Source organism: Betaproteobacteria bacterium (assembly GCA_016720925.1).
In the GTDB taxonomy this organism is placed as follows: domain Bacteria; phylum Pseudomonadota; class Gammaproteobacteria; order Burkholderiales; family Usitatibacteraceae; genus UKL13-2.
In genome coordinates this window covers 124140-147996 of sequence record JADKJR010000004.1, presented here as the reverse complement: position 1 = coordinate 147996, position 23857 = coordinate 124140, and the positions used below count along the sequence as shown (strand labels likewise).

Below are 23857 nucleotides of genomic sequence, written 5' to 3'. Positions count from 1 at the left end.
GTCGCTCATACATTCCACGCATTCAAGAAGGAAAACCACATGAAACGATTCGCGAAAATCGCTATTTTCCAGTTGGTCGCCGCGACCTCCTGCATCGCGTTGCCGCAGACTGCGGGAGCCGCCGGACTCGCCCCCATTAACGTGACGTCCGCCTTGGGCCAGCCGTTTTCGGCCGAGATCGAGATTACCGGCTTGCCGAGCGAGGAATTCGAGTTTGAACTCGCGAAAGGAAGAGTTGCCAGTCCCGAAGCGTACCAGGACGCCCGGCTTGTCTATCCTCCGCTGGTTCGGCAATTGCGCATTTCCACCGAGCGGCGTGCCGATGGCAAGCCTGTACTCAAAGTTGTCAGCAGCGCGCCTATCAACGAGCCGGCGCTGAATCTGCTGGTGGAGTTCAATTGGCGGAGTGGGCGACTGACCCAAAAATACTCGATCCTGCTGGATCCGCCAAAATAGCGCGAAATCGACTTCACATGAGTCAACCCGAACCGCTTAAGTCATCGGGCGCGTGCGCACCAGTCATGTACTCGTCATGAATAAAATCCGCTACGTAGATTCGCACACCGGTGGTGAACCCACGCGAGTGGTGCTTGACGGGTTCCCCGATTTAGGGGCTGTTTCCCTTGCGGACCGCGTGAATGCCCTGCGCGAAAATCATGATCATTTTCGCGCGGCCGTTGCGACCGAGCCAAGAGCTTCAGACGTGATGGTCGGCGCCCTCCTGATGCCGCCGGTCGACCCGGCCTCCGTGGCGTCCGTCATCTATTTCAACAATGTCGGCTACCTCGGCATGTGCGGCCACGGAACCATCGGCGTGATCGCAACCCTGCAATACCTTGGCCGGATTTCACCGGGTATCCATCGCGTCGATACGCCAGTAGGCACCGTGAGTTGTACGCTGCATTCAAATGGAAAAGTTTCGATTGAGAATATCGCGTCGTGGCGCTATCGCCGGGCAGTCGAAATCAACGTCGAAGGACACGGACCGATGAGCGGGGATGTCGCCTGGGGCGGCAACTGGTTTTATCTGGTGGACGCCCGCAATCAGCACTTGCACCTCGACAACATCGACTCGCTGCTCAGCCTCAGCCGCGCTATTCGCCATGCGCTCGCCCGTGAAAAGGTCACCGGACCGCATGGTGAGGAAATTGACCACATCGAACTCTTCGGCGAGCCCTCCAACCCTTCCCTCGACAGCCGAAATTTTGTGTTGTGTCCTGGCAGTGCCTATGATCGCTCGCCCTGTGGCACGGGGACCAGCGCGAAGCTGGCTTGCCTGGCTGCCGATGGGAAACTTGCCGAAGGCGCTGTCTGGCAACAGGAGAGTATCGTCGGCAGCGTATTTGAAGGCAGCTATCGGCGAGTCGATGGCGCAATCGTACCGACGATCACCGGTCAGGCATTCATCTGCGGAGAAGGTACGCTGCTGATGGACCCATCCGACCCGTTTTGCTGGGGCATTAACTGATCAAATCGGAATTCACGCCCATGGCAAATGAGGCTCCTGATGTACTGGTAATCGGCGCGGGTGTCATCGGATTGGCCTGTGCATTCCGTCTCGTGCAGGCAGGAAAGCGCGTTTTGCTGCTAGATCGCGATCAGCCGCGCCTTGCCGCTTCTTTCGGCAACGCCGGTCACATCGCCACCGAGCAGATATTTCCGCTCGCCTCACCTGAAGTGATGCGCGACATATTTCGCTACGTTTTCGATAGCGAAAGTCCGTTGCGCATTCGGCCTGCCTATCTGCGATCAATTCTTCCATGGTTGCTGCGATTCGCATGGTCATCGCGCCAGGGCGCTTTCGATCGCGGCGTGACGGCTTTGTCCTCGCTGCAGCACACCGCAATGGCGGATATGGCAAACCTCCTGAGGGACGCAAGTGCCCTCCACCTGTTGAAGACCGCTGGTCACTTGGTGCTGGTTGAGAATGCTGCGTCGGTTTCCGGCGCGCAAAAAGAAATTGTCCGGTTAGGCGCATTCGGCATCCATGCGGATTGGCTGTCGCCATCACAGGCGGGCGAACTCGCGCCGGATATCACGGCGCCCATCAAAGGGGCGATGCAATTCACCGGCTCCGGTCACGTCAATGATCCGCACCTTGTTTGCGAGGCATTATGCGATGCATTCCTCGCAGCCGGCGGACAGTTTGCCGCTGCGGAAATCATCGCGGTGGAAAGCATTGCCGCCGGATTTACCGCCCACACCTCAACCGGCGCACGTTTTCGGGGGAAGCAACTGGTCCTCTGTGGTGGTGCCTGGTCGAAGTCGCTCGCCGCGCAACTGGGCTATCCGGTGCCGCTCGACACGGAACGCGGCTATCACATCGAGCTTCCGGGTATTTTCCCGCGATTCAATATTCCAGTTGCGTCGCTCGAGCGCAAAATCATCATGATGCCTTTGTCCGGCGGCCTGCGAATGACCGGCACGGTCGAGTTCGGCGGCATGCAACTTGCGCCCGATCCCAAGCGATATGCAATGTTGAAGCGCCACATGAACGCGCTGGTTGCAAATATCCCGACGGACAACATGACGACCTGGATGGGGTTTCGCCCTTCGTTGCCCGATCATTTGCCAGTGCTGGGCCGCGCGCCCGATGGCAGAAACCTGTTTTTCGCCTTTGGTCACCAGCATCTCGGCTTGACGCTTGCAGGCGTCACCGCGCGCATCATCGCCGCACAAGTCATGGGCCGCGAACTTGACATCAGCCTCGCCCCGTTTGCGCCGGATCGGTTCTAGTGTATCGACATTCGTAAGTCGCGACACTAATCAGCCTGCCCGCGAACCATCTGCAGCAGCCGGTCCACGATCGCCTCACCATCCGCACGCAGCCCATTGTGTTCGTATTGATTGGTCACCCAGAGCCTCATGTTCGGCACGACCCGCGCGGTTTCTTCGCCAAATTCGCGATGGACATACATGTCGTCAAAGTAGACGGCAGCGGCCACCGGCACGCGGTTCTGTTTCAGCTTTTCCATGTTGTATAGCATTGGCCAGTTAGCATCTTTGGCGATGATGTCGGCGGCTTGCTTGAGCGGCTGCAACTGCGGGTAGGTATCAAACATCCACGGATAAATCATTTCACCGGTGAAGAGGATGGCGCCGTCGTGCGCCACGCTGAACTCGGGAAACTCGGTGAGCAGGCGATCGGCGGACCAGTTGCTGGCGGCCTGCTGCGTGTAGCACGCTTCCTGCATGAGCGCGAAGATCGGATTGGTGTCGAACGACTGAAGCTGCTCGAGATGAAACAGGAAATTCCAGTTCATTTCCTGTTTATTGTTGCCATCAACGCCATCGACAAAAGCCTCTTCAACGAGATAGTGGATCGCTTCGAAGCCATCGCTCATGCCGAATTGCAAACCAAGTTGAAGGAAACGTTGCGCGGTGAGGCGCCCGCCACTGGGCATCATTACGTCGTGATCCAGCAGATGGCGCACGATGGCGCGCACCCTGGCCACGTCATCGGGGTAGCGCTGGTAGAACTGCCGGTTCTTGTCGATCACGCGCCGGTAGGTGGCGCGATAGACATCATCAACCGGCCGGGTCAGCGACGGGATTCCGCCGGTGATCAGCACTTCCTTCAAGCCTTCCGGCGCGGCGGAAAGATAGCGCATGGCACAGAATCCGCCGTAGCTCTGCCCCAGAATGCTCCACGGCGTGTCGCCGATCAATTGCTTGCGAATAGCTTCGGCATCGCGAACGATATTGTCGGTGCGGAAATGTTTCAGGTAGTCTGCCTGCGCCTGCGCCAGTGGCGAGGCGAATCCACGCATGGTTTGCGCGGTGATCGGCGTCGAGAGGCCGGTGCCGCGTTGATCGAGCAAAACAAGTTTGTATTCCTTCAGGACGCGTTTGATCCAGCCGCCATTGCTGGTCGGCCGCGGCGAACCGGAACCTGGCCCGCCCTGAAAAAAAACCATGTACGGCAGATCGGCATTTTCTTTGCCGGCAGCGGCAACGATGCGCGCGAACACGCCCGTTTTCTTTTCAGGATTCTCGTAGTCGAGGGGCAACTTGAACATGCAACTCTTGAGTACCAGGCCCGGCAGGGATTCGATGGTATGTTTCATCATTGCTCCGAGTGAAGAGGCGAAAGTCTAGCACTAGAGCGCGTTCTGGAGCATTTGTGGCCTGAAAAGCCCGCCAATGCTGGGGTTTTCCCCGCCATTGGCGATATCATGCCCTTAACCCAAACGGATCATCCACCGAGTGCGACGGCGCGGTAAACCATTTCGGCCCCGTCGACGTCATATAAAAATGATCCTCCAGTCGAATGCCAAATTCGCCCGGCACGCAGATCATCGGTTCATTGCTGAAGCACATGCCTTCTGCCAGCGGTGTGTCGTCACTGCCGACCAGGTACGGCCACTCGTGAATATCCAGGCCGATGCCGTGGCCGGTGCGGTGCGGCAGGCCAGGCAGTTTGTAGCCCGGGCCAAATCCGCTTGCCTCGAGTGAACGCCGGGCCGCCGCGTCGACTTCCTTGCACGGCACGCCCAGTTGCGCCGCGTTGAAGGCGGCGGCCTGCGCAGTCTTTTCCGCGTTCCAGACCGCGCGCTGGCGCGTATTCGCTTCGCCAAAGACGTAGGTGCGGGTGATGTCGGAAATGTAACCCTCAACCTGGCAACCCGTATCGATCAGCACGATGTCGTTTTGTTTCAGGATTTGCGGGTTCTTGACGCCATGCGGAAACGCGGTCGCCTCGCCAAACAGCACAATACAGAAATACGAACCCGGCGCGCCGATCTTCTTGTGCGCGTCGTTGATGAATGCAGTGACTTCCGTTGTCGTGATGCCTTCGCAAAGAATGCTCGCTGCCGCCTTGTGAACTTCCAGCGTCATGTTCTTGGCACGTTGCATCAGCGCAATCTCACCGGCCGATTTCCTGGATCGGCAATGCGCGGTCACCGGCTTCGCGTTGATGAACTGAAAGCCCATCGCGAGTTGCGCAATCCCATCGACAACGAAATACGGCGCATCTTCACTCACCCCGATACGCGGGGGCATGTCCTTGTCGCCAGCAATCCCCATGCGCTTGAGCGTGCTCACAAACAACTGATACGGGCTTTCATGCTCATGCCAGACGTTGACGTTACCCTCGATCACCATGTAATCGCGCAGCGTATTCTGCTCAAAATACGGCGCGATGTATTCAATGGCCCCCGTGGCCGGAATGATGGCGCCGACCATGCGTTCACTCGGGCCCCATTTGGTGCCCGAAAAATAAGTCATGTTCGATCCCGCGTGCACCCACATGGCGGCGATCGATTGCTCGCGCATGGCTGTCTGTGCGCGGGTAATGCGCTGCAAGTACTCATCGCGGGCAATCGGTAGAACGCCTTGCGTCATGTCCGATAGCACTGCCAACGTCGCCAATGCTTCTTCGATTGATTTGCCACCTACGCCGATGGTCATCTTGAATTTTCCGATCGTGAAAATGTTGAATTAGGCGAGGTACCGCGCTTCAAGGTGACGCCGATAGTGAGACGGGTCAAGCGGTCCGCCCGTCGCGCGCGTCACCAGTTCATCAGTGGTCCAGCGGCTACCCTGCAGCCAGATATTCTCACGCAGCCAGTCGAATGCCGGCGCCAGGTCACCTGCCGCCATGCGTGCATCAAGGTCGGGAACCTTCGCACGAATCGCCGCGAACCACTGCGCCGCATACATCGCACCGAGCGTATAGCTGGGGAAGTAGCCGAACAGTCCACTGCCCCAGTGCACGTCCTGCATGCAGCCATTGGTGAAATTTCCGCGGGTATCGGTATCCAGTAGATCCGCCATGGCGGCATCCCAGCGCGCAGGAATATCCTCTGCTTCAATACGGCCTTCGATCAGGTCGCGTTCAATCCGGTAGCGCAGGATGATATGCAAGGGGTAGGTGAGCTCATCGGCTTCCACGCGAATGAAGCTTGGCTGCACGCGGGTGAGCCAGCGATAGAGATTGTCAGCCTCAAAGGCGGGCTGGCTGCCAAACTCCGCAGCCAGGCGTGGTGCCAGCAACCCGACAAACGGCCGGCTCAAGCCGATCTGCATTTCAAAACTCAGGCTCTGGCTTTCGTGAATGGCCGCACTCCTTGCCCAGCCCACCGGCTGGCCCAGCCATTCGCGCGGCAGGTTCTGCTCATAACGCCCATGACCGGTTTCGTGAATGGTGCCCCAGAGGCTGCCCACGAAACTATCCTCGCGATAGCGCGTGGTCAGACGGGTATCTTCCGGCACGCCGCCGCAGAAAGGATGCGCGCTTTCATCGAGCCGGCCGGCGCCGAAATCAAAGCCCAGCAGTTTCATCGCTTCCAGGCCGATAGCATATTGCCCCGCGCGCGGGAACGGGCCGACCGGCACCTGCACCGATTCGCGCGACTGCTTCTCTCGCACTTTCCGCACCAAGCCTGGCAACCACTGCTGCAAATCGCCGAACAATCGATCCACCATCTCACCCGTCATGCCGGGTTCGTAGACATCCATCAGCGCATCGTGCGGACCGAGGCCGGTGCGGTCGGCCAGGTACTTCGCCTGCTGGCGGGCAAGCTTCAATACCTCACGGAAATTCATCAGGAATCCCGGCCAGTCATTGGCGGGCCGCTGGGTGCGCCATGCATGTTCGCAGCGCGACGTCGCCAGCGATTGAGCTTGCACCAGCGACGCGGGTAGCGCGTTGGCGGCACGCCAATCACGGCGGATCTCGCGCAAATTCGCGCGCTGGATTTCGTCGAGCGACTCCGCCTTCGCATTGTCGAGATTTGCTGCCAGTTGCGAGTCCGTGCGAATGCTGTGCAGCAAACCGTCCATCTCGGCCATGGCATCGGCACGTGCCACGTTGCCGTTGGCGGGCATCAACGCCGAGCGGTCCCAGGACGCGATCGCCTGCAGGTGGCCAAAATGATGCAGGCGGCGCCAGGTAGCGGACAGCGCGTCGTAGGCGGGGTGATTCATTCTGAAAACTCCTGTCGATTCCGGATTTTTGTCGTGTTGCGAACGACATTGTGCCTGATGGTTTCGCGATCAGTTTTGCGCGGGAACCTTTTGTGGTGCTTGCGGCAATTGCAGATGGGTGATCGAAAACGATCATCAACGCCTCGCTGCCGTCACTCACAAAATGACCGGCGGCACCATCTCTTGCATCGGAGAGCCCCGTATGAAGCTATTGCCAGGCATTACCGCAGTCACTATCGGATTACTTGCATCTTGTGCGTCCGTCGAAACATCCACCAATGGGCAATCCGGTCAAAACCCGGTCTCGAACGCGATGTACTGCTGGAAAAGCCGGCTGAACAGCGAAGGCAGTGATCTTGTCTGCAATTGGGCGAATAGCGCGTACGAAGCGTGCAAGGAAACCATGAGCAGCAAACTTGACAAGTCCTCACTCGTGTCGGAGCCCGTGAATGCAAAACGCTGCGACAACGGCCAGTGGCTGGTTCAAGTGGCACGGAGGTAAGCAAGTCCCGCCCGCGGGGACGGCTGGCCCTGAATGCCAGTTGTCCACCGGCGGGGTCAACGTAAGCGATGGTCGCCATCTGCAGCCAACTCTGCAGAAACCACTTCTTCAGGTGCTATGTTTGCGACGCCGCCTGAATCAGGGTTTACCTGACTGCTATTCCATCTTTCCGGAATCCGACTGACGCGCGGAATCAATTGCCTCCTGCGGCGACTCGTAGATGTGCGCCGCCAATCCTCGCTTCTCCAGCGCCTCACCAAGCTTCATGCGCATGAAGGCACTGGTGGTATACCGCGAGACGTGTGTGTAGTACTGGTCGCTCAATCGCTTCACCATCGCCGAGTAGTCATCGACAACGCTTTCGTCGATCTGGAAATTGTCGTAATTGACCACCACGCCGATCTTCTTGCCGATGGGCCTGCACAGCTCGTCGGCGGCACGTCCAATGTCATCGACATCCTTCCTGCTGTGCACGTTCAGCCCCTCGAAGTTGAAAAAGGCCGTGCCCTTGGCGGGCTCATATTGCATCCGGTCCACCAGGCTGATCGACAACAATGCGTCCTTGAGCTGCATCGGTTCCGGCAGAAAGATACGCGCGTCCATCGGCTGCGGATCATTGATGATCGGCTTGAAATCCATCTGCGCGAGGATGTCTTTTTCAATATCGATGCCGGGCGCCACTTCGATCAACTCGAGCCCCTGCGGCGTCAGCCGGAACACGCAGCGCTCAGTGACGTACAGGACATTCTGGCCGCTGCTGGCCGCATACGGGCCGCTGAACGTAACCTGCTCGATGCGGTTGACGAACTTGCGGGCGCGCCCTTCCTGCAGGATGTTCAGCCGCCCGTTTTCGATGACTATTTTCAGTCCGCCGGCGGTAAAGGTGCCGACGAACACCACCGTGTGGCTGTTCTGCGTGATGTTGATAAAGCCGCCCGCGCCCGCCAGCTTAGGCCCGAAGCGGCTGACGTTGATACTGCCCGACGGATCGCATTCGGCCAGCCCGAGGCATGCAAGGTCAAGCCCGCCACCATCGTAGAAATCGAATTGCTGATTCATGTCGATGACCGCATCCGGATTGGTCGCCGCACCGAAATTCACGCCGGATGCGGGCATGCCGCCGATCACGCCGGGCTCGGCGGTCAGCGTCATGTACTTCAGAATTTTCTCTTCATTAGCGACCGCTGCAACACCTTCCGGCATGCCGATGCCAAGATTGACCACCGCGTTGGGCAGCAGCTCAAAGGCCGCGCGCCGCGCGATCACTTTGCGTTCATCCAGTGGCATGGGCGCAAACGCATCGAGCGGCACCCGCACTTCGGCGGAAAACGCGGCGTTGTACGCGCCGTTGAGATTCTGTGGATGATTTTCCGGCTGCGCAACCACCACGCAATCAACCAGGATTCCCGGCACTTTCACCCGTCGCGGATTGAGCGAACCGCGCTCGCCAATACGCTCCACCTGCGCGATCACGAAGCCGCCGCTGTTCTTGGTCGCGGTCGCAATTGCGAGCGCGTCTTGCGTCAGCGTTTCACGCTCCATCGTAATGTTGCCTTCCGGGTCAGCGGTTGTGCCACGAATGAACGCCACCGAAATCGGGAAGGTCTTGTAGTAGAGCAGTTCCTTGCCGCCAAGTTGAACCACTTCGACCAGATCCTCGTGGGTCTTGCTGCCGATCTTGCCACCTTCAAGGCGCGGGTCGACAAATGTGCCCAGCCCCACTTTGGACGCGGTGCCCGGCAGTCCGCAGGCGATATCGCGGTACAAGTGCGAAATCACGCCCAGCGGCAGGTTGTACGCCTCGATCTTGCTCGCCATCGCCAGCTTGCCGATCTGCGGGACCAGTCCAAAGTGCCCGCCGATCACGCGCTTGAGCATGCCCTCGTGCCCGAGATGATTGACGCCGCCCGTGGCGCCGTCGCCGGGGCCGCCCCCAAACAGCAGCGTCAGGTTCGTCGGCGCCCCGGTTTCCAGAAAGCGTTTTTCGAGTGCCAGGATCAGCTCAACCGGCACGCCATTGCTGCCGAACCCGGAGCAGCACAGGGTGTCACCGTCCCGGAGGATGGCAATCGCCTCGGCAGCCGAAACAACCTTCTTTCTCATGAATCGTCCTTACATGATTTGAAAAACATTGCGCGGGGCGTAATCATGCGGCAGCGCGCGTGCGGACCTTGTGTTTGACAGCGACAGGTGTCTTCTTTGCCACGGACGCCAATGGTTGTTCCAGCGCTTCAGTCAGCTTACGCGCCATTGCGATGACGCGTTGCGGATTCACACCCAGCGTATCGATCAGGAACTCGATGATTTCCGAACGCGGATGCGCCAGCGTCGGTTCAATCATCATTACCGCCGCCGACACGGCCAGCGCGTGCTCGCGGCTGCTGGTATCTGGCAGCATTTGCGCAAGCGCATTGAGCGCCTCCACCGGCGCGACGGCAGTAATGCGCGCCTGTTCCTTTAGCAGCCGCACCCAATCGGTTTGACCCGTGCCTTCGCTGATCGCGTTGGCGGGCAGGTGCGCGAGGAGGCGTGCGAGGCGAAAACTTCGTCTCTCGAATGCGCCGATCGACACCATCCCGGCAAGCACGATCCGGCAGACAGCTTCGGCAAAGCCGCCTTCGTCAATGTGCGCCATGACCGATTCTCGCGCGCGTTCAAGTTCCTTTTGCGCGCGGGCGTGCGCGATATCGGCGTCCGTTCCATCGGGCTTGAACCACGCACCCAGTCCCTGCGGGCCGTACATCTGGCGTGTCAAGGTCACGGTCTGGTCATTGCGCCTGTCGCGGAATTGATTGAGGCTGTGGGTAATCTGTTCCGACATCAGTTTTTCCAGTTGACGCAACGGATGATCTTCCTTGACCTTGACCCGACTGGCGCGGGCCTGTTTCGCCTGCTCGCGAATAACCGGCGCCAGCGCGAATTTGTCCGAGAATAACTGCCGCTGCATTCGCAGCGGATGCAGCTTGCCCATGGCGTCCGCGATCGGCCGCGTCGCGAGCATGCGCACCCACGGTCGGAACCACGTCTTGTACATCGTTGCGTTGAAATCGGAAACTTTGCTGATGGTGGAAAACATTGCCTCCTCGTCGCGGCCCTCCGGGTTGAGCGCGCGAATGTCGTCCATGGTGCGATGCTCGTAGTGCACGGTGTAGTCGCCCGGCTCCAGTTGCTCCCAGCGCTGATGCTCCATCCCGGCCTTGGCCACCAGCTTCATTTCATACAGGCCGGGCGGCAGGCTCTCGATGACGTCCAGCGAGGTAACGAGCTGGTCATGTTCCTTGCGTGCGACGTCGCCACCGACAAAAATGCCGAGGTGGCCCACGCTCTCGTGCAGCACATAGATGATGGTGCGCCCTGCCGCGGCAATGGCGCGTTCATCACCCCAGGTATCGATGATCCAGTTGAGCGCTTGCGGCGGCGGCGTGATGTTATCGCCCCAGGAGGCAAACACCACGATGGGCGCGGTGATATTGCGCAAGTCAATTGCGCGTTCGCCGGCCTTCATCGTGCCGCGCGCCAGACGATTGCCGACAAACAGGTTTTCGACGATGGCCTCGATCTCGCTGCCGGTCATGCGAAAAAAGCCGCCCCACCAACGCTCGAATTCCAGGAACCGCCCCGATTCGGTATCGACGTTCGACCACAAGTTGTAATACTTGCTCCACATGGTGTTAGCCGGATTGAGGCGCTCGAAATTATCGACGAGGTGCGCACCATCGAAACGGTCCGCCCCCATATCCGCGGTCAATGACGATAGCCACGACCCGCCCAGCATGGCGCCGGCGTATCGCATCGGATTCAGCGTCGAGCTGCCAGCCCAGTATGACAAGGGCGCCCCCATCACCATCAGCGGGCCGAACAGTTCGGGCCGCACGGCGTTCAAGGCCATCATCGCCCAGCCCGCCTGGCAATTACCGATGACGACTGGCCGTGCCCGGCATTGCGGGTGGCGGGCGATGACTTCCTCAATGAAGCGGGCTTCCGCGTCCATCACCGTAAACAGGCTTTGCCCTTCTTCCGGTTGCGGGCGAAAGGTAACGAAGTAGACCGTATGGCCCGCATGCATGGCCATGCCCACCTCGGAATCAAACTTGAAGCCGCCGATACCTGGCCCGTGCCCGGCACGTGGATCAACCACCACCACCGGCCGCGCCTGCAAATTCACCGGCATGCTCGCCGGCGGCAATAGTCGCAGCAGCGCGTAATTGCAGGGGTTGGGCATATCGTGCCCGTCCAGCACCAATTCATGTTCGAACTTCAGCAGCGGCGGCGTGCCCTTGTCGAGATGTTCAACGTAGTTGTTGCCCCGATCGAGCAACGTTTCCCAGAACAGGAACGTGCGTTGTTTGGCATCGACAAAGTAGGCGTTGGCATCGCTATCGGAGTGCGCCATTGCCGCGGAAGATGTTGTTGCTTTTTTTGGACCCGGTTTGCGACGCATTGCCATGACGGCACTCCTTAGAATGAGACTTCAGGAACTGCAATCAATTTAAGCATCCACGCAGCGGCGAAGGCAGTTCGCGCCCACGAGATCGACGCCGCGTCCCGCGCAACGCCCTTTTGAACAATATGGAATCTGCCATAATCAAATGCAGTCACAATCTATATCGACAAAAACAACAAAAAATGAAGGTAAGCGAAGACATGGAACTCAAAAGCCTGCTGGACCAGCCCAACAAACTGCCGACGATCCCCAAGGTCGCGCAGCAGGTGATCGAAAGCTTCAGCAATGAAGACGTTTCGATCGATGAAATCGCGCGCCAGTTGACCGCCGATCCGGCATTGAGCGCCAAGCTGTTGCGGCTGGCCAACTCCGCCTATTTCCATGTATCGCGATCTATCGGCACAGTTGACGACGCAATACGCATGCTCGGGTTCGTGATGGTAAGAAACCTGGTCGTTGGTAACGGCATGGTGGCGGCGTTTCGCAATACTCCCGGCATGGATCTGAAGCAGTTCTGGCGCTACAACCTCTACACTGCCTGCGCGTCACGCTGGCTGGCCGAAACGGCGGGCACCAATGCCGACCAGGCATTTACGGTGGGGCTGATGCATGGTATTGGCCAATTGCAGATGCACGCCGGGATGCCGGCGGCGATGGCTCCCCTCGACAAGAAAATGCATGTGCTCGATGCCGGCCGTGCCGAACTGGAAAAACAGACACTTGGTTTCCACCATGGCGACGTCGCGGCCGAACTGGCGAAGATATGGAACTTCCCGGCGCCGATTATTTTGTCGCTACGGGATATGTCTGCTCCGCTGGCTGCGGAGGAGTTCACCGAGGCCGCGGCCTGCGTGCATTTGGGTGCATGGCGCGCGCGCGCCGAGGTCCTTGCAATGACCGACGATGCGCTGGCCGCGAGTTATCCCGCCGAGGTCGGCAAGCGGCTGGGCCTCGCGCCGGCCTGGGTGCCCGCACTGGCGGCGCAATCTTCGTCCGCGCTAACGCCAAGCATGCCCATCATGCCGCCACTCTCGGAATTGGCCGAGGGGCTGGATGCTATGCTCGACTGAGTCGGGTTGGGTGTTGGGTTGGAGCCGTGCGGCTGCGGTCGCAAATGCGTTTGCGCGAATTTATTCATAAAGTCAAGCACTGGTGCGGCTTTCCACGTCTTTATGTCCTGAAAGGTGCGCCAGTGCTAGCGTTTCGGCTTCAGGTACGGCGGTTTCCCTTTTGCCCGGATTTCGAACGGCTCTCGCACTGTCGGCCAAACCAAATAGTATTCGCCGCTGTATCGCAAGTACCAAGCTCGCCGTAAACTCCGATCGAAACCCTTTCGGGTATCTTTCAAGTCCACGAGTGGAGGCAAACGATGAACAACAAGTTGGCCGCGCAGCTAAACACGCCAAAGCTTTACCCACACCAGTTGGAGCAGGCGTTCCCGCATATCGTCGAAAAATCACCGAACATTGGGACGCGCGGTCGCTTGACGGCTATCTGGATAGCCTCTTGTTTGACAGCCGCGGCAATCGCAGCGGTTTTTCGACAGCCGTGCTGAGCGAAATGTTTGCGATTCAGAACTACTATCGCGCGCTGCAGCCGCCGAAGCCGCGATCCATCGATACGTGGAGTGAATTGATCTCGCTTTAGAAAAACGGGATCTTGGAAATATTTGCCAGGGTCAGCGTGCGCAAGCGGTTTCTACCGGAAATTTTCAGCGGCTCACCGCACGTCACAACGCCGCGCCCTTTCGTCCCAACGCCGCACCGGTGATCCCGCGCGAGATGAAGACCATGAACGAATGTGACAGTTTGCCGAACGGCAGCCACAGGAACAGCAATTCGACGCTAAGCAGATGGATGGCGATCGGCAGTGGATACAGGGGCGCGCCACCTGCCGACACCTGAGTGGCCCAGCCGGTCACCGCCCCCATGCCGGTAACCAGTGGCAGGAACACCACGAACCAGCTGAAGTAATCATCGAATCCCGACAGCAATCGCAATACCGGGTCGGTCAGCCGCTCAAACATCACCACCAGCAAGCCAATGATGGCGGGGCCGACAGCAACATAGATCACGGGTCCCGGCAGCGAAGGCCACGCGAAGCCGGTGAGGCGCTCAACGAAAAGTATGTGCGGCAGAAAGCCAAACACGATGACCGCGAGACCGATGTGATACAGGTAGCCGTTCAACGCGCCTAATTTGCCCCAGCGCCGGAATTCTTTCCGCTGGATCATCCGTGAAAAGATGCCATGCATCGCGCCGGCGAACCACTTTGTGCTGCGCGGCTCGGAAAGGTCCGTCTTTGTCCCAAACCGGAAAATGGTGATGATGCGCCACGCGCTGCCGGCGAACAGCACCAGAAGGGAAAACCACAGCGCCGGCCCACGCGCGAACTCAAGCAGGTTCATGGCCGTCATGGCGAAGGCACATCCGGATCAGGTTCAAGGTACTGTGCGACCAGCTCGGTCAGGCCGAGCACCGGAAGCGTCATGTTGTGGGCCTCGATGGCTTCCTCGAGGACATTGCGGCAGTTGGCGCATGCCGTGACCAGCGCCTCGGCACCGGTCGCGGCAACTTGCTGCTTCTTCAGTTCGAACACGGCAAACCGCAGTTTCTCGGCGCGGTGGATTGCGCTCACGCCGCCCCCTCCGCCGCAACAAAAATTGGCGTCGCCCGCGGAAGGCATCTCGACATTGTGTTCGCTCACGCCATCCAGCAACCGGCGCGGCGCTTCGGTGATTCCGCCACGGCGCACCAGCTGGCATGGGTCGTGGAAAGTAAGGTGCCGGGTGTCCTTGCCGCGCGTACGCAGCCGGCCCTCGCGAACCAGTTGATCGAGAAGCTCGGCTATCTGTATCACTTTGAACGCAAAGGGCCGGCCAAGCAGATTCGGCCCCTCCCAGCGCAGCGCCGAATAGGCGTGGCCGCACTCCGGGCTGATGACGTATTTCACCTTCAGTCGCTCCGCGACATCGACGACGCGCGCAACCAGCGTCGCGGCGATATCGCGCGAACCGATTTGCACACCGATATTCGTCGCCTCGAACCCGACGCTGGGAATGGTCCAGGAAACTTTCGCCTGCTTGAAGATTCGCGCCAGTGCGCCGATCGTTTCCGGAAAGGCAATGATCTCGATCGACGAAAGAATGACCAGGTAATCCGCGCCCTCGACATCCACCGGGATCTTCAGCCCCGTTTCCGTTTCCTGAATTTCGATATGGCGCCTCAGCGCCGGCCAGGCCACGCCGATCGGGCTGCCGCTATCGAGCGCCCGCCCTGCCGCCTTGTAGTGATCCGCCGGTGCAAAGCCGCCCGCCGACATCCCTTCGCGCGCGCGGCGCACGAGGCCCGCGATATCGAGCCCCATCGGACAAGCCAACGTGCACCGCCCGCACATGTTGCAGCCGTCGTACATCAATTCCGACCACTCCATGAGCTCCGCTGCCGTGACTTCGGATGGCGCCAGGCCCAGCCACCGCTTTATCGTGGAAAACGGCGCACGCTCACGCTGGAAAGCGCGGAGCAGCGGGCGCAGCTTGTACACCGGCGTATAGCGCGGATCGCGCGTGACAAGATAGAAGTGGCAGGCATCGGCGCATTGGCCACAGCGTACGCAGGCATCGAGCTGGGCCGACACGTCTCGGCCCATCTGGGCAAGGAACTCATTGACGGCCTTGCGCGCATCGGGCGCCGCCACCGACGCGACGACCGCGCGGGCGCGTTGCTCAACAGCGGTTGACGAGGGGGCAGAGTTAACCATAGCCTGATTCTCGACCTGCCGGTGCGGCGCGTGTTGACGTGTATCAACCGGGCGGCAAAAGCGACGCTCGACTCGGAAGCCCCGTCATTTTTGAGCCCAACCCACTACCACTCACTACGATACTGGGTCGGCCACCCGAAACTGCGCCGGATCGTAGTAGAAGCGCTCCGCCACGATCTTGTCGTTTTCCCACCGCTGCAAGCTGATTTCGTCCAGCGCAAATCTTCTGCCATCGAGGGTCGTGAAATCAAAGATCCAGTGAATGACGACGCGGTCGCCGTCGATGGCATAAAAATCCACCGGTCGCGTGGCGATTTCCTTCTGGCGCGCCAGGGCGGCACGCTCATTCGCGACGAGATCTTCCAATCCTCGACGCGGTGGATTCAGGTTTTCCTGCATCGTTGCGTGCGGCGCGTAGAAGCGCTCAATAGCTTCGACGTGTTTGCCGCTGACCACGGTGGCGATGAAGGCGTCAACGATTTTCTTGCTTGGCATGGAATGTTGTCTTCAGGTTATGGATTGATGCAGGATGCGCACTGCTGTCGGGGCGACGTGCAACCGAAGCGAGCATGTCATTTGAGCGCCGAGTGGGCGAACGACCACGCGCGTTGCATCCGTTAGGCCGCAAGATACCCATGCTTGGTTGATGCAAATCACTGTGGTGCAGGCTGGGAAACCATGTGGAGCAGCCCCCACCCATGACCATCCGGGTCGACGAAGCTGTGTGTGTACATGAACCCGAAATCCTCGGGCTTATCGTAGGTTGAACCACCAGCCGCAAGGGCTTTGGCGACCAATTCATCTACCTGTTCACGGCTCTCACAGCTGAGAGATATCAAGACTTCGACGGCCTGACTGGTATCGCAGACAGCTTTGGGCGTGAACTCACGGAACTTGGCATGGGTACCCAGCATGACAGAAATTGCATCATTAATGACGATGCACGCAGCCGTGTCGTCGCTGAACTGTGGGTTGTGAATAAATCCAAGCGCCTGGAAAAAGCTAACCGACCTCTGGAGATCAGCGACCGGAAGGGTGAGGAAAATCTGGTTGATCATGCCAATCTCCTTTGAACTGGTAGTTGCGACGATTGGATTGCGGCCTAGCGACCAAGGTAAAAGGCGCAGCGCTTTTGCGGCGTCCAGCGACCAAAGGGAGCGACCTTGAGCTATGAGTTAGAGGGCTGCATAGACGTCCGGCGGGCAGTTTAACTTCATGGTGTCGATGGCTTCCTTTACATCTGTCGACATATGTTCGATCAAAACGACCGATTGCGAATCACTTTCAGGCGCGCCTCCGACCGTCGTCTCCGAAGAATAGCGAAGCGCAAGAGCCAGGGTGCGCTTCGCCTTTGGATTTACCCACATGTGAAGCTGCTGATGGATGGTGCGTTTTTGTCCGCCGGTAAAGTCCTTGAAAGACTGCCATTCCTTGCCTCCCCAGGTGCAATAGCGCCAAGGCTGTCCAATCACCCGCGAATAATGCTCGAAGGCTACAGCGGAGGGATAAGTGGCGTGCAGGATGAAATCAGTTTGGTACGCCCGCCCCGGTAAAAGGGTTGTTTGAGTTATGTCCGTGGCTCCCGTTGGTATAGGAAATGTGGTCGGCTGGTCATCCGAAGTACATGACACGAGGAATGCAACAAGCAGTGGTGCAACTAGTGTGCGCATGCTAGTCATCTCTGAGCTCTAACGGCTGAGGTAAGGGGCCGCGCGCTTTTGCGCGGTCCCAGTGAGCGAAGCGAACGGCTTGAACGAAATGTTGGGCATAAACGAACGCGCCCTATCCATGAGCATTTCCACTTTTAGTTGATAGGGCCTCTTCACCGAAACGCTCGACAACGGCAACTTCTGCCTCTTCTCGACGAGCGCGCCATGTTTTGACATGGCGTTTCAACTCCGCTAGTTGCTCACGCTGCTTGCAATACGCGATGTCTTGAAGAAGCTCTGACAGCGCTCCTGACTGAAGGCGCTGCGGTCTGTCTTTAAGCCAATTCCAGCGACTCATCTTGATGCCCAACGTGCAGCTAAGGGGCGCGCCGAAGGCGCGTCCCAGCGACCGGAGGGAGCGAACTTGAGCGTATGGTTAGGTGCTTTACTCATAGAGCGAGATCGTACTCTTTAGGTGAATTTGCACCGATGGTTAGCCTGCAACCAGATGCCATAGCAGACTTGGCATTGGTGCCCACATAGAAAGACTTGATACGGGTAAAGTACTTTTCAATTGCAGAAGATAAGGCACGCTGAAGTTTCAATGCTCCTGGCGAATCAGACACTGTAGAAACGCAACCGTATAGTAAAACCCCCGCGTTCCAGAAGCCACCATGTTGAAAGATGATGCTGTCTGGGTTGGCCAATTGATCTAGTGCGTAAAGAGACCCTCCACTGCGTTGAGGAACCGCCCGAATTTGAGGGGTTAAATCCGCGAGGGTTACCAAGTAACAATAGCCACTAGCCGCAGATTCTGCAGGTGCTTGGCTATGCAATGTAGGTAATTCACCGCCATGGGCAAAGGCGATAATTGAAGTATTGTCAAATAGACCCACCGGCCTATAAGCCACGGCGAGCTTGCTTTCGAATTGCTCAAGCACAGGGAGTAAATCTTCTGGCGTTGCGTAGAAATGCCGTCGCTTCGTCATACCACACCTAACGTTTGAATTAAGGGGCTGGCTTTAGCCAGTCCCGCTTGAATGATGGGTTAGGGCTTGGGTGGAACATTGATGACACGCCAACCTTTCTCGCTTTTAAATACGTGGATGTCTTGAATAGATGTACCTCCGTCAGGAAAAGTGCATGTTTCCGTGAGTTTAACTAATGAAGATGCAACGTTCTGCGCTTTGCCGAGTGAGCACTTGAAATTTGAAAAGTCAGAATCCTGCTTCTTTCATTTCTTTACGAAACGATAGCTCTAAAACCTCAGTTGTTTGTTTTAGTATTTCAGGGTCATTAGCAAACTCGGGGTTAATGTTTTTCAGCATAAGCTTTGCTTCATTTAAAAAATCCCTAGCCGCGACAGCGGCTTCGAGGTCTTTTTTGATATACGCGGCTTCTAAGGTTTTTATAGCATTTTCGGGAGTGCTGAAACTTGCAGCGAAAGAAGACATGCTGAAAAAGCTCCCAAATAAAATTGAACCCAAATTTCGAATGAATTTCATGTTGCCCTAACGATCAAGCTAATGGGCGCCGCGCTTTTGCGGCGTCCAGCGACCAAAGGGAGCGACCTTGAGCGACGTGTTAGCGATGTAATCGGCCCGCAGCCGCAAATCGCGCCGAAGAAACACGGCGTGCCGTCGTTGTGGCAAGGTGACATGCGGCGGCGGAAGACCGATATGGCATTGGTGCAGTTTGCCTGAGTGTTAGCGTGGTCATGGGTCACGTCATCGACATTGGTGAATGGGCTTGGCGGTGTAATGCCATCGAACCGATATCCCGTTTAAGAGAGTGAGCAAGACGACGTACCCGGATGCGGCGCCACATTTCATAACGAATGATGGAGCAATCGATGGCGCAACGCAAACGCAGCATCAACCTCAAGACAGTCAAATCGCGGGTCGCCCTGACGATCACGCACCCCAACACCGCCGGCATCGACATCGGCAGCGCGTCCCACTTTGTGGCCGTGCCGCCTGACCGGACGATGAACCTGTGCGCGAGTTTCCCAGCTTCACGGTCGATCTCAACGCTCTGGCTGATTGGCTTAAAGCCTGTGGTGTCGACACCGTCGCCATGGAATCCACCGGCGTGTATTGATCCCACTGTTCGAGTTGCTGGAGTCGCGTGGTTTCCAAGGTGCTGCTGGTCAATGCCCGTCACGTCAAGAACGTGGCGGGGCGCAAGTCCGATGTGCTGGACTGCCAATGGCTGCAGCAATTGATGACCTACGGTCTGCTCAGTGGTGCGTTTCGTCCGGCCGAGCAAGTTTGTGTGCTGCGCGCGTTGTGGCGTCAGCGCGGAGCGCTGCTCAAGAGCCAGTCCCGTGATGTGCAGCATATGCAAAAGGCGCTCACGCAAATGAACGTCCAACTGGCCAATGTCATCTCCGACGTGGTGGGCGAGATGGGGCTGAAGATACTGCGCGCCATCGTGGCGCGCGAGCGTGATGGCCGGGGTGCTGGGTGCCATGAAGAACGCACGCATCCACGCCAGCGTCGATGAGATCGCCAAGAGTCTGGAAGGCAACTGGCGGGCCGAACACTTGTTCGCACTCAAGCAGGCGCTGGACGCGTTCGACTTCATCGGCACGCAATTGGCCGAATGCGACCGAGCAATCGAAGCGCAGTTGCGACTTCTACAGACGCATGACGGCGAGCCAGCCAAAGGCAAGAAGCGCGGTCGGGCGCGCAATGCGCCAAAGTTCGATCTGCGCACACAGCTATTCAAGATGTGCGGCGTGGACTTGACGCGCATTGATGGCATCGATGTGACCACCGCGCTCGCGGTCATCAGCGAGACCGGCACGGACATGTCGCGTTTTCCCGCCGTCGGGAATTTCCACCAGCTGGATGGGCTTGTGCCCGGGCACCAAGATCACCGGCGGAAAAGTGATGAGTGGCAAGACCAAGCGGTGCGCCAACCGCGCGGCCCGGCCCTGCGCATGGCCGCCGCGTCGCTGCGAACCAGCCAGTCGGCGCTGGGTGCGTACTACCGTCGCATGTGCGCGCGCATGGACAAACCCAAGGCCATCGCCGCGGCCGCCCACAAACTCGCGCGGTTGATCTACACGATGCTCACCAAAGGCGAGGAGTACACCGACAAAGGCCAGGCCTATTACGAGGAGCGCTACCGCGATCGCGTACTGCACCATCTGGCAAAGCGCGCCGAAAAAATGGGTATGCAACTCATCGCCGCCGAACAACCCACATGAAACCCGAATTACAAATCAATCACTTGGGAGGTGTTTCTTAAGAGACCTCAACTCCTCAAAATGGGACTGATGCATTTTCGGACGCCCCTCCTTCAGTAAGAATGTCAAGGCTAAGCACAAGACACTCGTTGCAGATGCACACACCATTGCGGCTCAGTAGGCGCTTGACTTCGGTCCCTGGCTTTCCACAGAAGGAGCAGTAAAACAATTCACTACTTTTTGATTGTGTGGTCGCTAGTTTCTCAGACGTTGCGGGCTGGTCAGTAACAAGAGAACTAAGCGCTTTACCCACGCAATCGTTGCAGATAAAGACGCTCGGCCCCGCAACAATTTTGCGCACCTCGTGCTGGGAGGCACCGCAGTACGAGCAATGGAGTAGCGTGGTATCTGACATTGAGGTCTAACTCAATGTAGGGAGCACCGCGTCTGCATACCGTTCCGCGCTGCTCCCTATCATTCCTGAAAAAATGCGGAAAACACGCTTGCAATCAAAGACTTTGGCCCATAAACTGTATGTATATACAGCCATAACAGAATCCCTTTTTCCGTCACTCACTTTAACGAAGTTTTTCGCCTGCGCGGTATTAACAAAAGGACAGTCTAGCAACCCAATCTTGGCACGGCAATCGATAAAATTATTCGCGCCCAAGTGGGGCTTGAGTGACAACTGGCAAGGCCCTGGTTGATCCACCCAGATGCACTTCGCTTACCGTGGTGGCGGGTACCTGCGCCGCGAAATGGGCGTGGAAGATGCATGGCGGCGACCGTCGAATGCAAGCCACGGCTCGCCGCCCTCAATTCACGCTCACTTGCCAACGCAAGCGCCGCAGCCGAATTCCGCATCGTGAAGAAACGCTGATGCGTTCATCAAACACCAGCACTGGCGCGGCGTTTGTGGCATTTTTGCCTGTAACGGCGCGCCAGTGCTGGTGTTTGATGTTGTGGCAACCCAGAAACGGGCATTCCCGCGCCCCACAGGGACTTCCGACAGTTGCGGCGGGAATCCAGGTTCGCTGAGGTGTCTGTCTTTTGGCGATGCGCCCGCCAAACAGCTTACAATTCCTGACGGAACACTTTGCTTGCGCACTCAAGCTTGGCGCACACCCAAATAGACGAGGAGAACACTCCCATGTTTTTCCGCCTGACCCGCGCGACACCCGCCCTCGCCTGATTCGAGCGATTGCGCATGGGCACGCACAACACCAAACCCCCGCAACGTCCGCCGCCACGCAAACTCAGCGTTTTCGGCACGCCGTGGCCGCTCGATCCGCCAGTGCTGCGCGTTCGCCTGCGTTACATCACGGCGCGCTTTCTGCAGATGCCGGAACCGCGCATGTCGCTGCGCAATACCAATGAAATTCTGCGCTGGGTGCAGCAGATGCAGGACGATGGCCTGCCGCGTTCCGCGACCGAACTGGTGCGGCTCGCCATCGAGGAGGATCCCGAGCAGCGGCCGCTATGGCTGTTTCTGATTGGGCGCGCTTGCGAAGATGACAACGCCACCGAATTCGGCGAACTGGTGCAGGCCTTCGCCCTTCAATTTCCGAACGACGCAGCGATGCCGCAGATTGACGCGATGGCACGGCGCTTTGCCCGCGCGCCGGGAACCGCCGTGACAACAGGAACATTCGCGGCGCCGGCCGACTGGAGCGCCTCCGCATTGCTGGGGCGCGACGATTCGGGACAGCGGACGATGCACGCCTCGCTGGTGCGGGCCACGCAGGCCATTCTCGGATTGGCGCCGCGTTAGCGCCGCCACGATGAATAATGACGCTGGCGACAAACCGATGAACACACTCCATTCCACCTGGACCGGCCCGGCATATGGCGTATCGAATGCCGCGCACGACGAGATCACCGCCCGGCACCGTGCGCTTGAAAAAACCCTCGCCGGGCTCACGCCGACCGAGGCCGCGAAGTTATTGACGCAGACCTTGCGCAACTTCGATGAAGTCAGTCGCGTGGATCGCGAACAGTTGCTCAAAACCGGACTTCTCAAGACCCGGCCGGAACAGGCGACCTGCGCATGGATCGCGGGGCGCTATGGACATTTGCTGCGGCTGGCGCGCGAATGTGTCCTGCGCACGTTCGCCGACGACAATCCGGATATTCAGCCGCGCGCAGCAATCTGTGCGCTGGCGATCGTACTCTCCGGGCACGCAATCAAATGGCGAACCACTGCGGGCAGCCGGCCTGACACGACTGCGCGCGAATGGCTGCATGAAATTTTTCGCACCGCTGTCGCGTTCGGCGTCGATGCGACCGTGCTGAGCGTGCGCATCGAAGACCGGCAGATTGATGCCAACGTCGAGGCGCTGTATGTACGCGCGTTGCTGCTGGATCGTTTTTCGAGCGGCAATTTGCCGCCGAAGCGCCTTGAAATCCTCGACACCTGGCTAATCGAATGGATGGGCGCGCTGTGGCTCACGCGGGTACCGGTTGCCGGTGAGCCGACGCTGGGCGTCAATACCAACGTTCCGCAGCGCGGCCTCACGCCCTATGCGCCGGGAGATGGCGCGCATCTGTTCCTGAGCCTGCGTCCCTTGCAGCGGCAGTTGGCGCGCTCGCTTCGGGAATTTCATCACGGCGTGATTTTTCCCGGGTGGGGCATCGGCATGGGTGCGGCGATGGAAGACCACGTCGCGGTCATCGATTTCCTGGAACGTGAATTCACGTTGATCGAAGCCGCGCGCAAGCAGCGCAGCAAACGCATGGCCATCGGATTGAATTCACCGGTGGGCGTATTTTTCGGCTTTGAAGAGATTTGCCGCATGGCGTTCTCGCCGGAAAAACTGCATTCGCTCGCCGGTGGCGGGACCGAAATTGGTATCCGCAACGCCATTCAATTGATCGACATCAGCGAAGGCGGATTGGGACTGGACATGGTCGAGGACGATGCCCGGCATGTGCATGTCGATGACCTGCTCGCCATTCGCCTCGAAAAGGGCCGCCCGTGCGTGCTGGGCGTGGTGGTCCGCAAATCGAGTTTGCAGAAGCCGTCTGCGACCCTCATCGGCGTAAAGGTACTTTCCAAGGCGCCTGTCTTCGTCGCGATGGACCGGGTGGATGAAGCCACCAACATGTGGCAGCCGACCGAAGGCATCCTGATCACGGGAACCGCCGACGACGGCTTCGCCGACTCGGTGATTGTCAGCGACAAGACCTATGTTGCGAATTCCCTGCTGGCAGTCACGCTGGAAGCCCGCACTTATGAGCTGTACTTGCGGCGCGTCCGTCAGCAAGGCATCGGCTGGCGCATGGCCGCGTTTGACGCGACCCTGGCGCCATAACGGCGCGCGCCATACCCTGCCCCTGTCGCCCGTATGCGCGGGCGATTTCCGCGTCGCCGTTCCCCCTCA

Annotated in this window: 22 protein-coding genes and 1 pseudogene; 10 read left to right on the top strand and 13 right to left on the bottom strand. The window is 58.6% G+C overall.

Features of this window, described 5'->3' with window-relative positions; all coding sequences use genetic code 11:
* The first annotated feature begins 39 nt into the window (after positions 1 to 39).
* The 3 genes from IPP88_06955 to IPP88_06945 all read left to right on the top strand — a co-directional run bounded on the left by IPP88_06955 (position 40) and on the right by IPP88_06945 (position 2736).
* Complete coding sequence (locus IPP88_06955) at positions 40 to 456, top strand: hypothetical protein (GenBank protein MBL0122470.1); 417 nt, start codon at positions 40 to 42, stop codon at positions 454 to 456.
* 76 nt (positions 457 to 532) lie between these two features.
* Positions 533 to 1468 (top strand): proline racemase family protein, encoded by a 936-nt coding sequence (locus tag IPP88_06950; GenBank protein MBL0122469.1) that lies wholly within the window; start codon positions 533 to 535, stop codon positions 1466 to 1468.
* Between the two features lie 20 nt (positions 1469 to 1488).
* Positions 1489 to 2736 (top strand): FAD-binding oxidoreductase, encoded by a 1248-nt coding sequence (locus IPP88_06945; protein ID MBL0122468.1) that lies wholly within the window; start codon positions 1489 to 1491, stop codon positions 2734 to 2736.
* A gap of 26 nt (positions 2737 to 2762) precedes the next feature.
* Here IPP88_06945 and IPP88_06940 read toward each other — a convergent pair whose 3' ends face one another.
* The 3 genes from IPP88_06940 to IPP88_06930 form a co-directional block, all read right to left on the bottom strand.
* On the bottom strand, positions 2763 to 4067 hold the full coding sequence (locus IPP88_06940; protein MBL0122467.1) for an alpha/beta fold hydrolase: 1305 nt from the start codon (positions 4065 to 4067) through the stop codon (positions 2763 to 2765).
* 106 nt (positions 4068 to 4173) lie between these two features.
* On the bottom strand, positions 4174 to 5412 hold the full coding sequence (locus tag IPP88_06935; GenBank protein MBL0122466.1) for an aminopeptidase P family protein: 1239 nt from the start codon (positions 5410 to 5412) through the stop codon (positions 4174 to 4176).
* A 30-nt stretch (positions 5413 to 5442) separates the two neighbouring features.
* On the bottom strand, positions 5443 to 6930 hold the full coding sequence (locus IPP88_06930; GenBank protein ID MBL0122465.1) for a carboxypeptidase M32: 1488 nt from the start codon (positions 6928 to 6930) through the stop codon (positions 5443 to 5445).
* A gap of 118 nt (positions 6931 to 7048) precedes the next feature.
* Here IPP88_06930 and IPP88_06925 point away from each other — a divergent pair, with 118 nt between their 5' ends.
* Positions 7049 to 7432, top strand: a complete 384-nt coding sequence (locus tag IPP88_06925; GenBank protein ID MBL0122464.1) for a hypothetical protein — start codon at positions 7049 to 7051, stop codon at positions 7430 to 7432.
* Between the two features lie 156 nt (positions 7433 to 7588).
* Here IPP88_06925 and IPP88_06920 read toward each other — a convergent pair whose 3' ends face one another.
* Positions 7589 to 9535: an acyl CoA:acetate/3-ketoacid CoA transferase gene (locus IPP88_06920; protein MBL0122463.1), complete on the bottom strand. Its 1947-nt coding sequence runs from the start codon at positions 9533 to 9535 to the stop codon at positions 7589 to 7591.
* Between the two features lie 43 nt (positions 9536 to 9578).
* The gene (locus IPP88_06915; GenBank protein MBL0122462.1) at positions 9579 to 11879 is read right to left on the bottom strand and encodes a DUF3141 domain-containing protein; all 2301 of its coding nucleotides are present in this window, start codon (positions 11877 to 11879) and stop codon (positions 9579 to 9581) included.
* 197 nt (positions 11880 to 12076) lie between these two features.
* On the opposite strand from IPP88_06915, the gene IPP88_06910 reads away from it, so the two are divergent.
* Positions 12077 to 12946: an HDOD domain-containing protein gene (locus IPP88_06910; protein ID MBL0122461.1), complete on the top strand. Its 870-nt coding sequence runs from the start codon at positions 12077 to 12079 to the stop codon at positions 12944 to 12946.
* A 436-nt stretch (positions 12947 to 13382) separates the two neighbouring features.
* Entirely contained in the window at positions 13383 to 13523 is a 141-nt protein-coding gene (locus IPP88_06905; protein ID MBL0122460.1) for a hypothetical protein, read from the top strand.
* An 82-nt stretch (positions 13524 to 13605) separates the two neighbouring features.
* Here IPP88_06905 and IPP88_06900 read toward each other — a convergent pair whose 3' ends face one another.
* The 7 genes from IPP88_06900 to IPP88_06870 all read right to left on the bottom strand — a co-directional run bounded on the left by IPP88_06900 (position 13606) and on the right by IPP88_06870 (position 18789).
* Positions 13606 to 14283, bottom strand: coding sequence for a nitrate reductase (locus IPP88_06900; protein MBL0122459.1), 678 nt, complete (start codon positions 14281 to 14283; stop codon positions 13606 to 13608).
* Between the two features lie 5 nt (positions 14284 to 14288).
* Positions 14289 to 15524 carry a (Fe-S)-binding protein gene (locus IPP88_06895; protein MBL0122458.1) on the bottom strand — a complete coding sequence of 412 codons (1236 nt, stop codon included), beginning with the start codon at positions 15522 to 15524 and terminating at the stop codon, positions 14289 to 14291.
* Between the two features lie 225 nt (positions 15525 to 15749).
* Positions 15750 to 16130 (bottom strand): nuclear transport factor 2 family protein, encoded by a 381-nt coding sequence (locus tag IPP88_06890; GenBank protein MBL0122457.1) that lies wholly within the window; start codon positions 16128 to 16130, stop codon positions 15750 to 15752.
* Between the two features lie 158 nt (positions 16131 to 16288).
* Positions 16289 to 16693, bottom strand: coding sequence for a glyoxalase/bleomycin resistance/extradiol dioxygenase family protein (locus tag IPP88_06885; GenBank protein MBL0122456.1), 405 nt, complete (start codon positions 16691 to 16693; stop codon positions 16289 to 16291).
* Positions 16694 to 16810: 117 nt separating this feature from the next.
* Positions 16811 to 17305, bottom strand: coding sequence for a hypothetical protein (locus tag IPP88_06880; protein ID MBL0122455.1), 495 nt, complete (start codon positions 17303 to 17305; stop codon positions 16811 to 16813).
* Between the two features lie 428 nt (positions 17306 to 17733).
* Entirely contained in the window at positions 17734 to 18225 is a 492-nt protein-coding gene (locus IPP88_06875; GenBank protein ID MBL0122454.1) for a hypothetical protein, read from the bottom strand.
* 276 nt (positions 18226 to 18501) lie between these two features.
* Positions 18502 to 18789, bottom strand: coding sequence for a hypothetical protein (locus tag IPP88_06870; GenBank protein ID MBL0122453.1), 288 nt, complete (start codon positions 18787 to 18789; stop codon positions 18502 to 18504).
* Positions 18790 to 18810: 21 nt separating this feature from the next.
* Between IPP88_06870 and IPP88_06865 the strand changes: the two genes are divergently transcribed.
* Positions 18811 to 18987, top strand: coding sequence for a hypothetical protein (locus IPP88_06865; GenBank protein ID MBL0122452.1), 177 nt, complete (start codon positions 18811 to 18813; stop codon positions 18985 to 18987).
* A gap of 149 nt (positions 18988 to 19136) precedes the next feature.
* Positions 19137 to 20498 (top strand): annotated as a pseudogene (locus IPP88_06860) (IS110 family transposase).
* A 55-nt stretch (positions 20499 to 20553) separates the two neighbouring features.
* On the opposite strand, the gene IPP88_06855 reads toward IPP88_06860, so the two are convergent.
* On the bottom strand, positions 20554 to 20892 hold the full coding sequence (locus tag IPP88_06855; protein MBL0122451.1) for a hypothetical protein: 339 nt from the start codon (positions 20890 to 20892) through the stop codon (positions 20554 to 20556).
* Positions 20893 to 21684: 792 nt separating this feature from the next.
* On the opposite strand from IPP88_06855, the gene IPP88_06850 reads away from it, so the two are divergent.
* Both IPP88_06850 and IPP88_06845 read left to right on the top strand, forming a co-directional pair.
* On the top strand, positions 21685 to 22248 hold the full coding sequence (locus IPP88_06850; protein ID MBL0122450.1) for a hypothetical protein: 564 nt from the start codon (positions 21685 to 21687) through the stop codon (positions 22246 to 22248).
* A gap of 37 nt (positions 22249 to 22285) precedes the next feature.
* On the top strand, positions 22286 to 23788 hold the full coding sequence (locus tag IPP88_06845) for a hypothetical protein (protein MBL0122449.1): 1503 nt from the start codon (positions 22286 to 22288) through the stop codon (positions 23786 to 23788).
* The last annotated feature ends 69 nt before the right edge of the window (positions 23789 to 23857 follow it).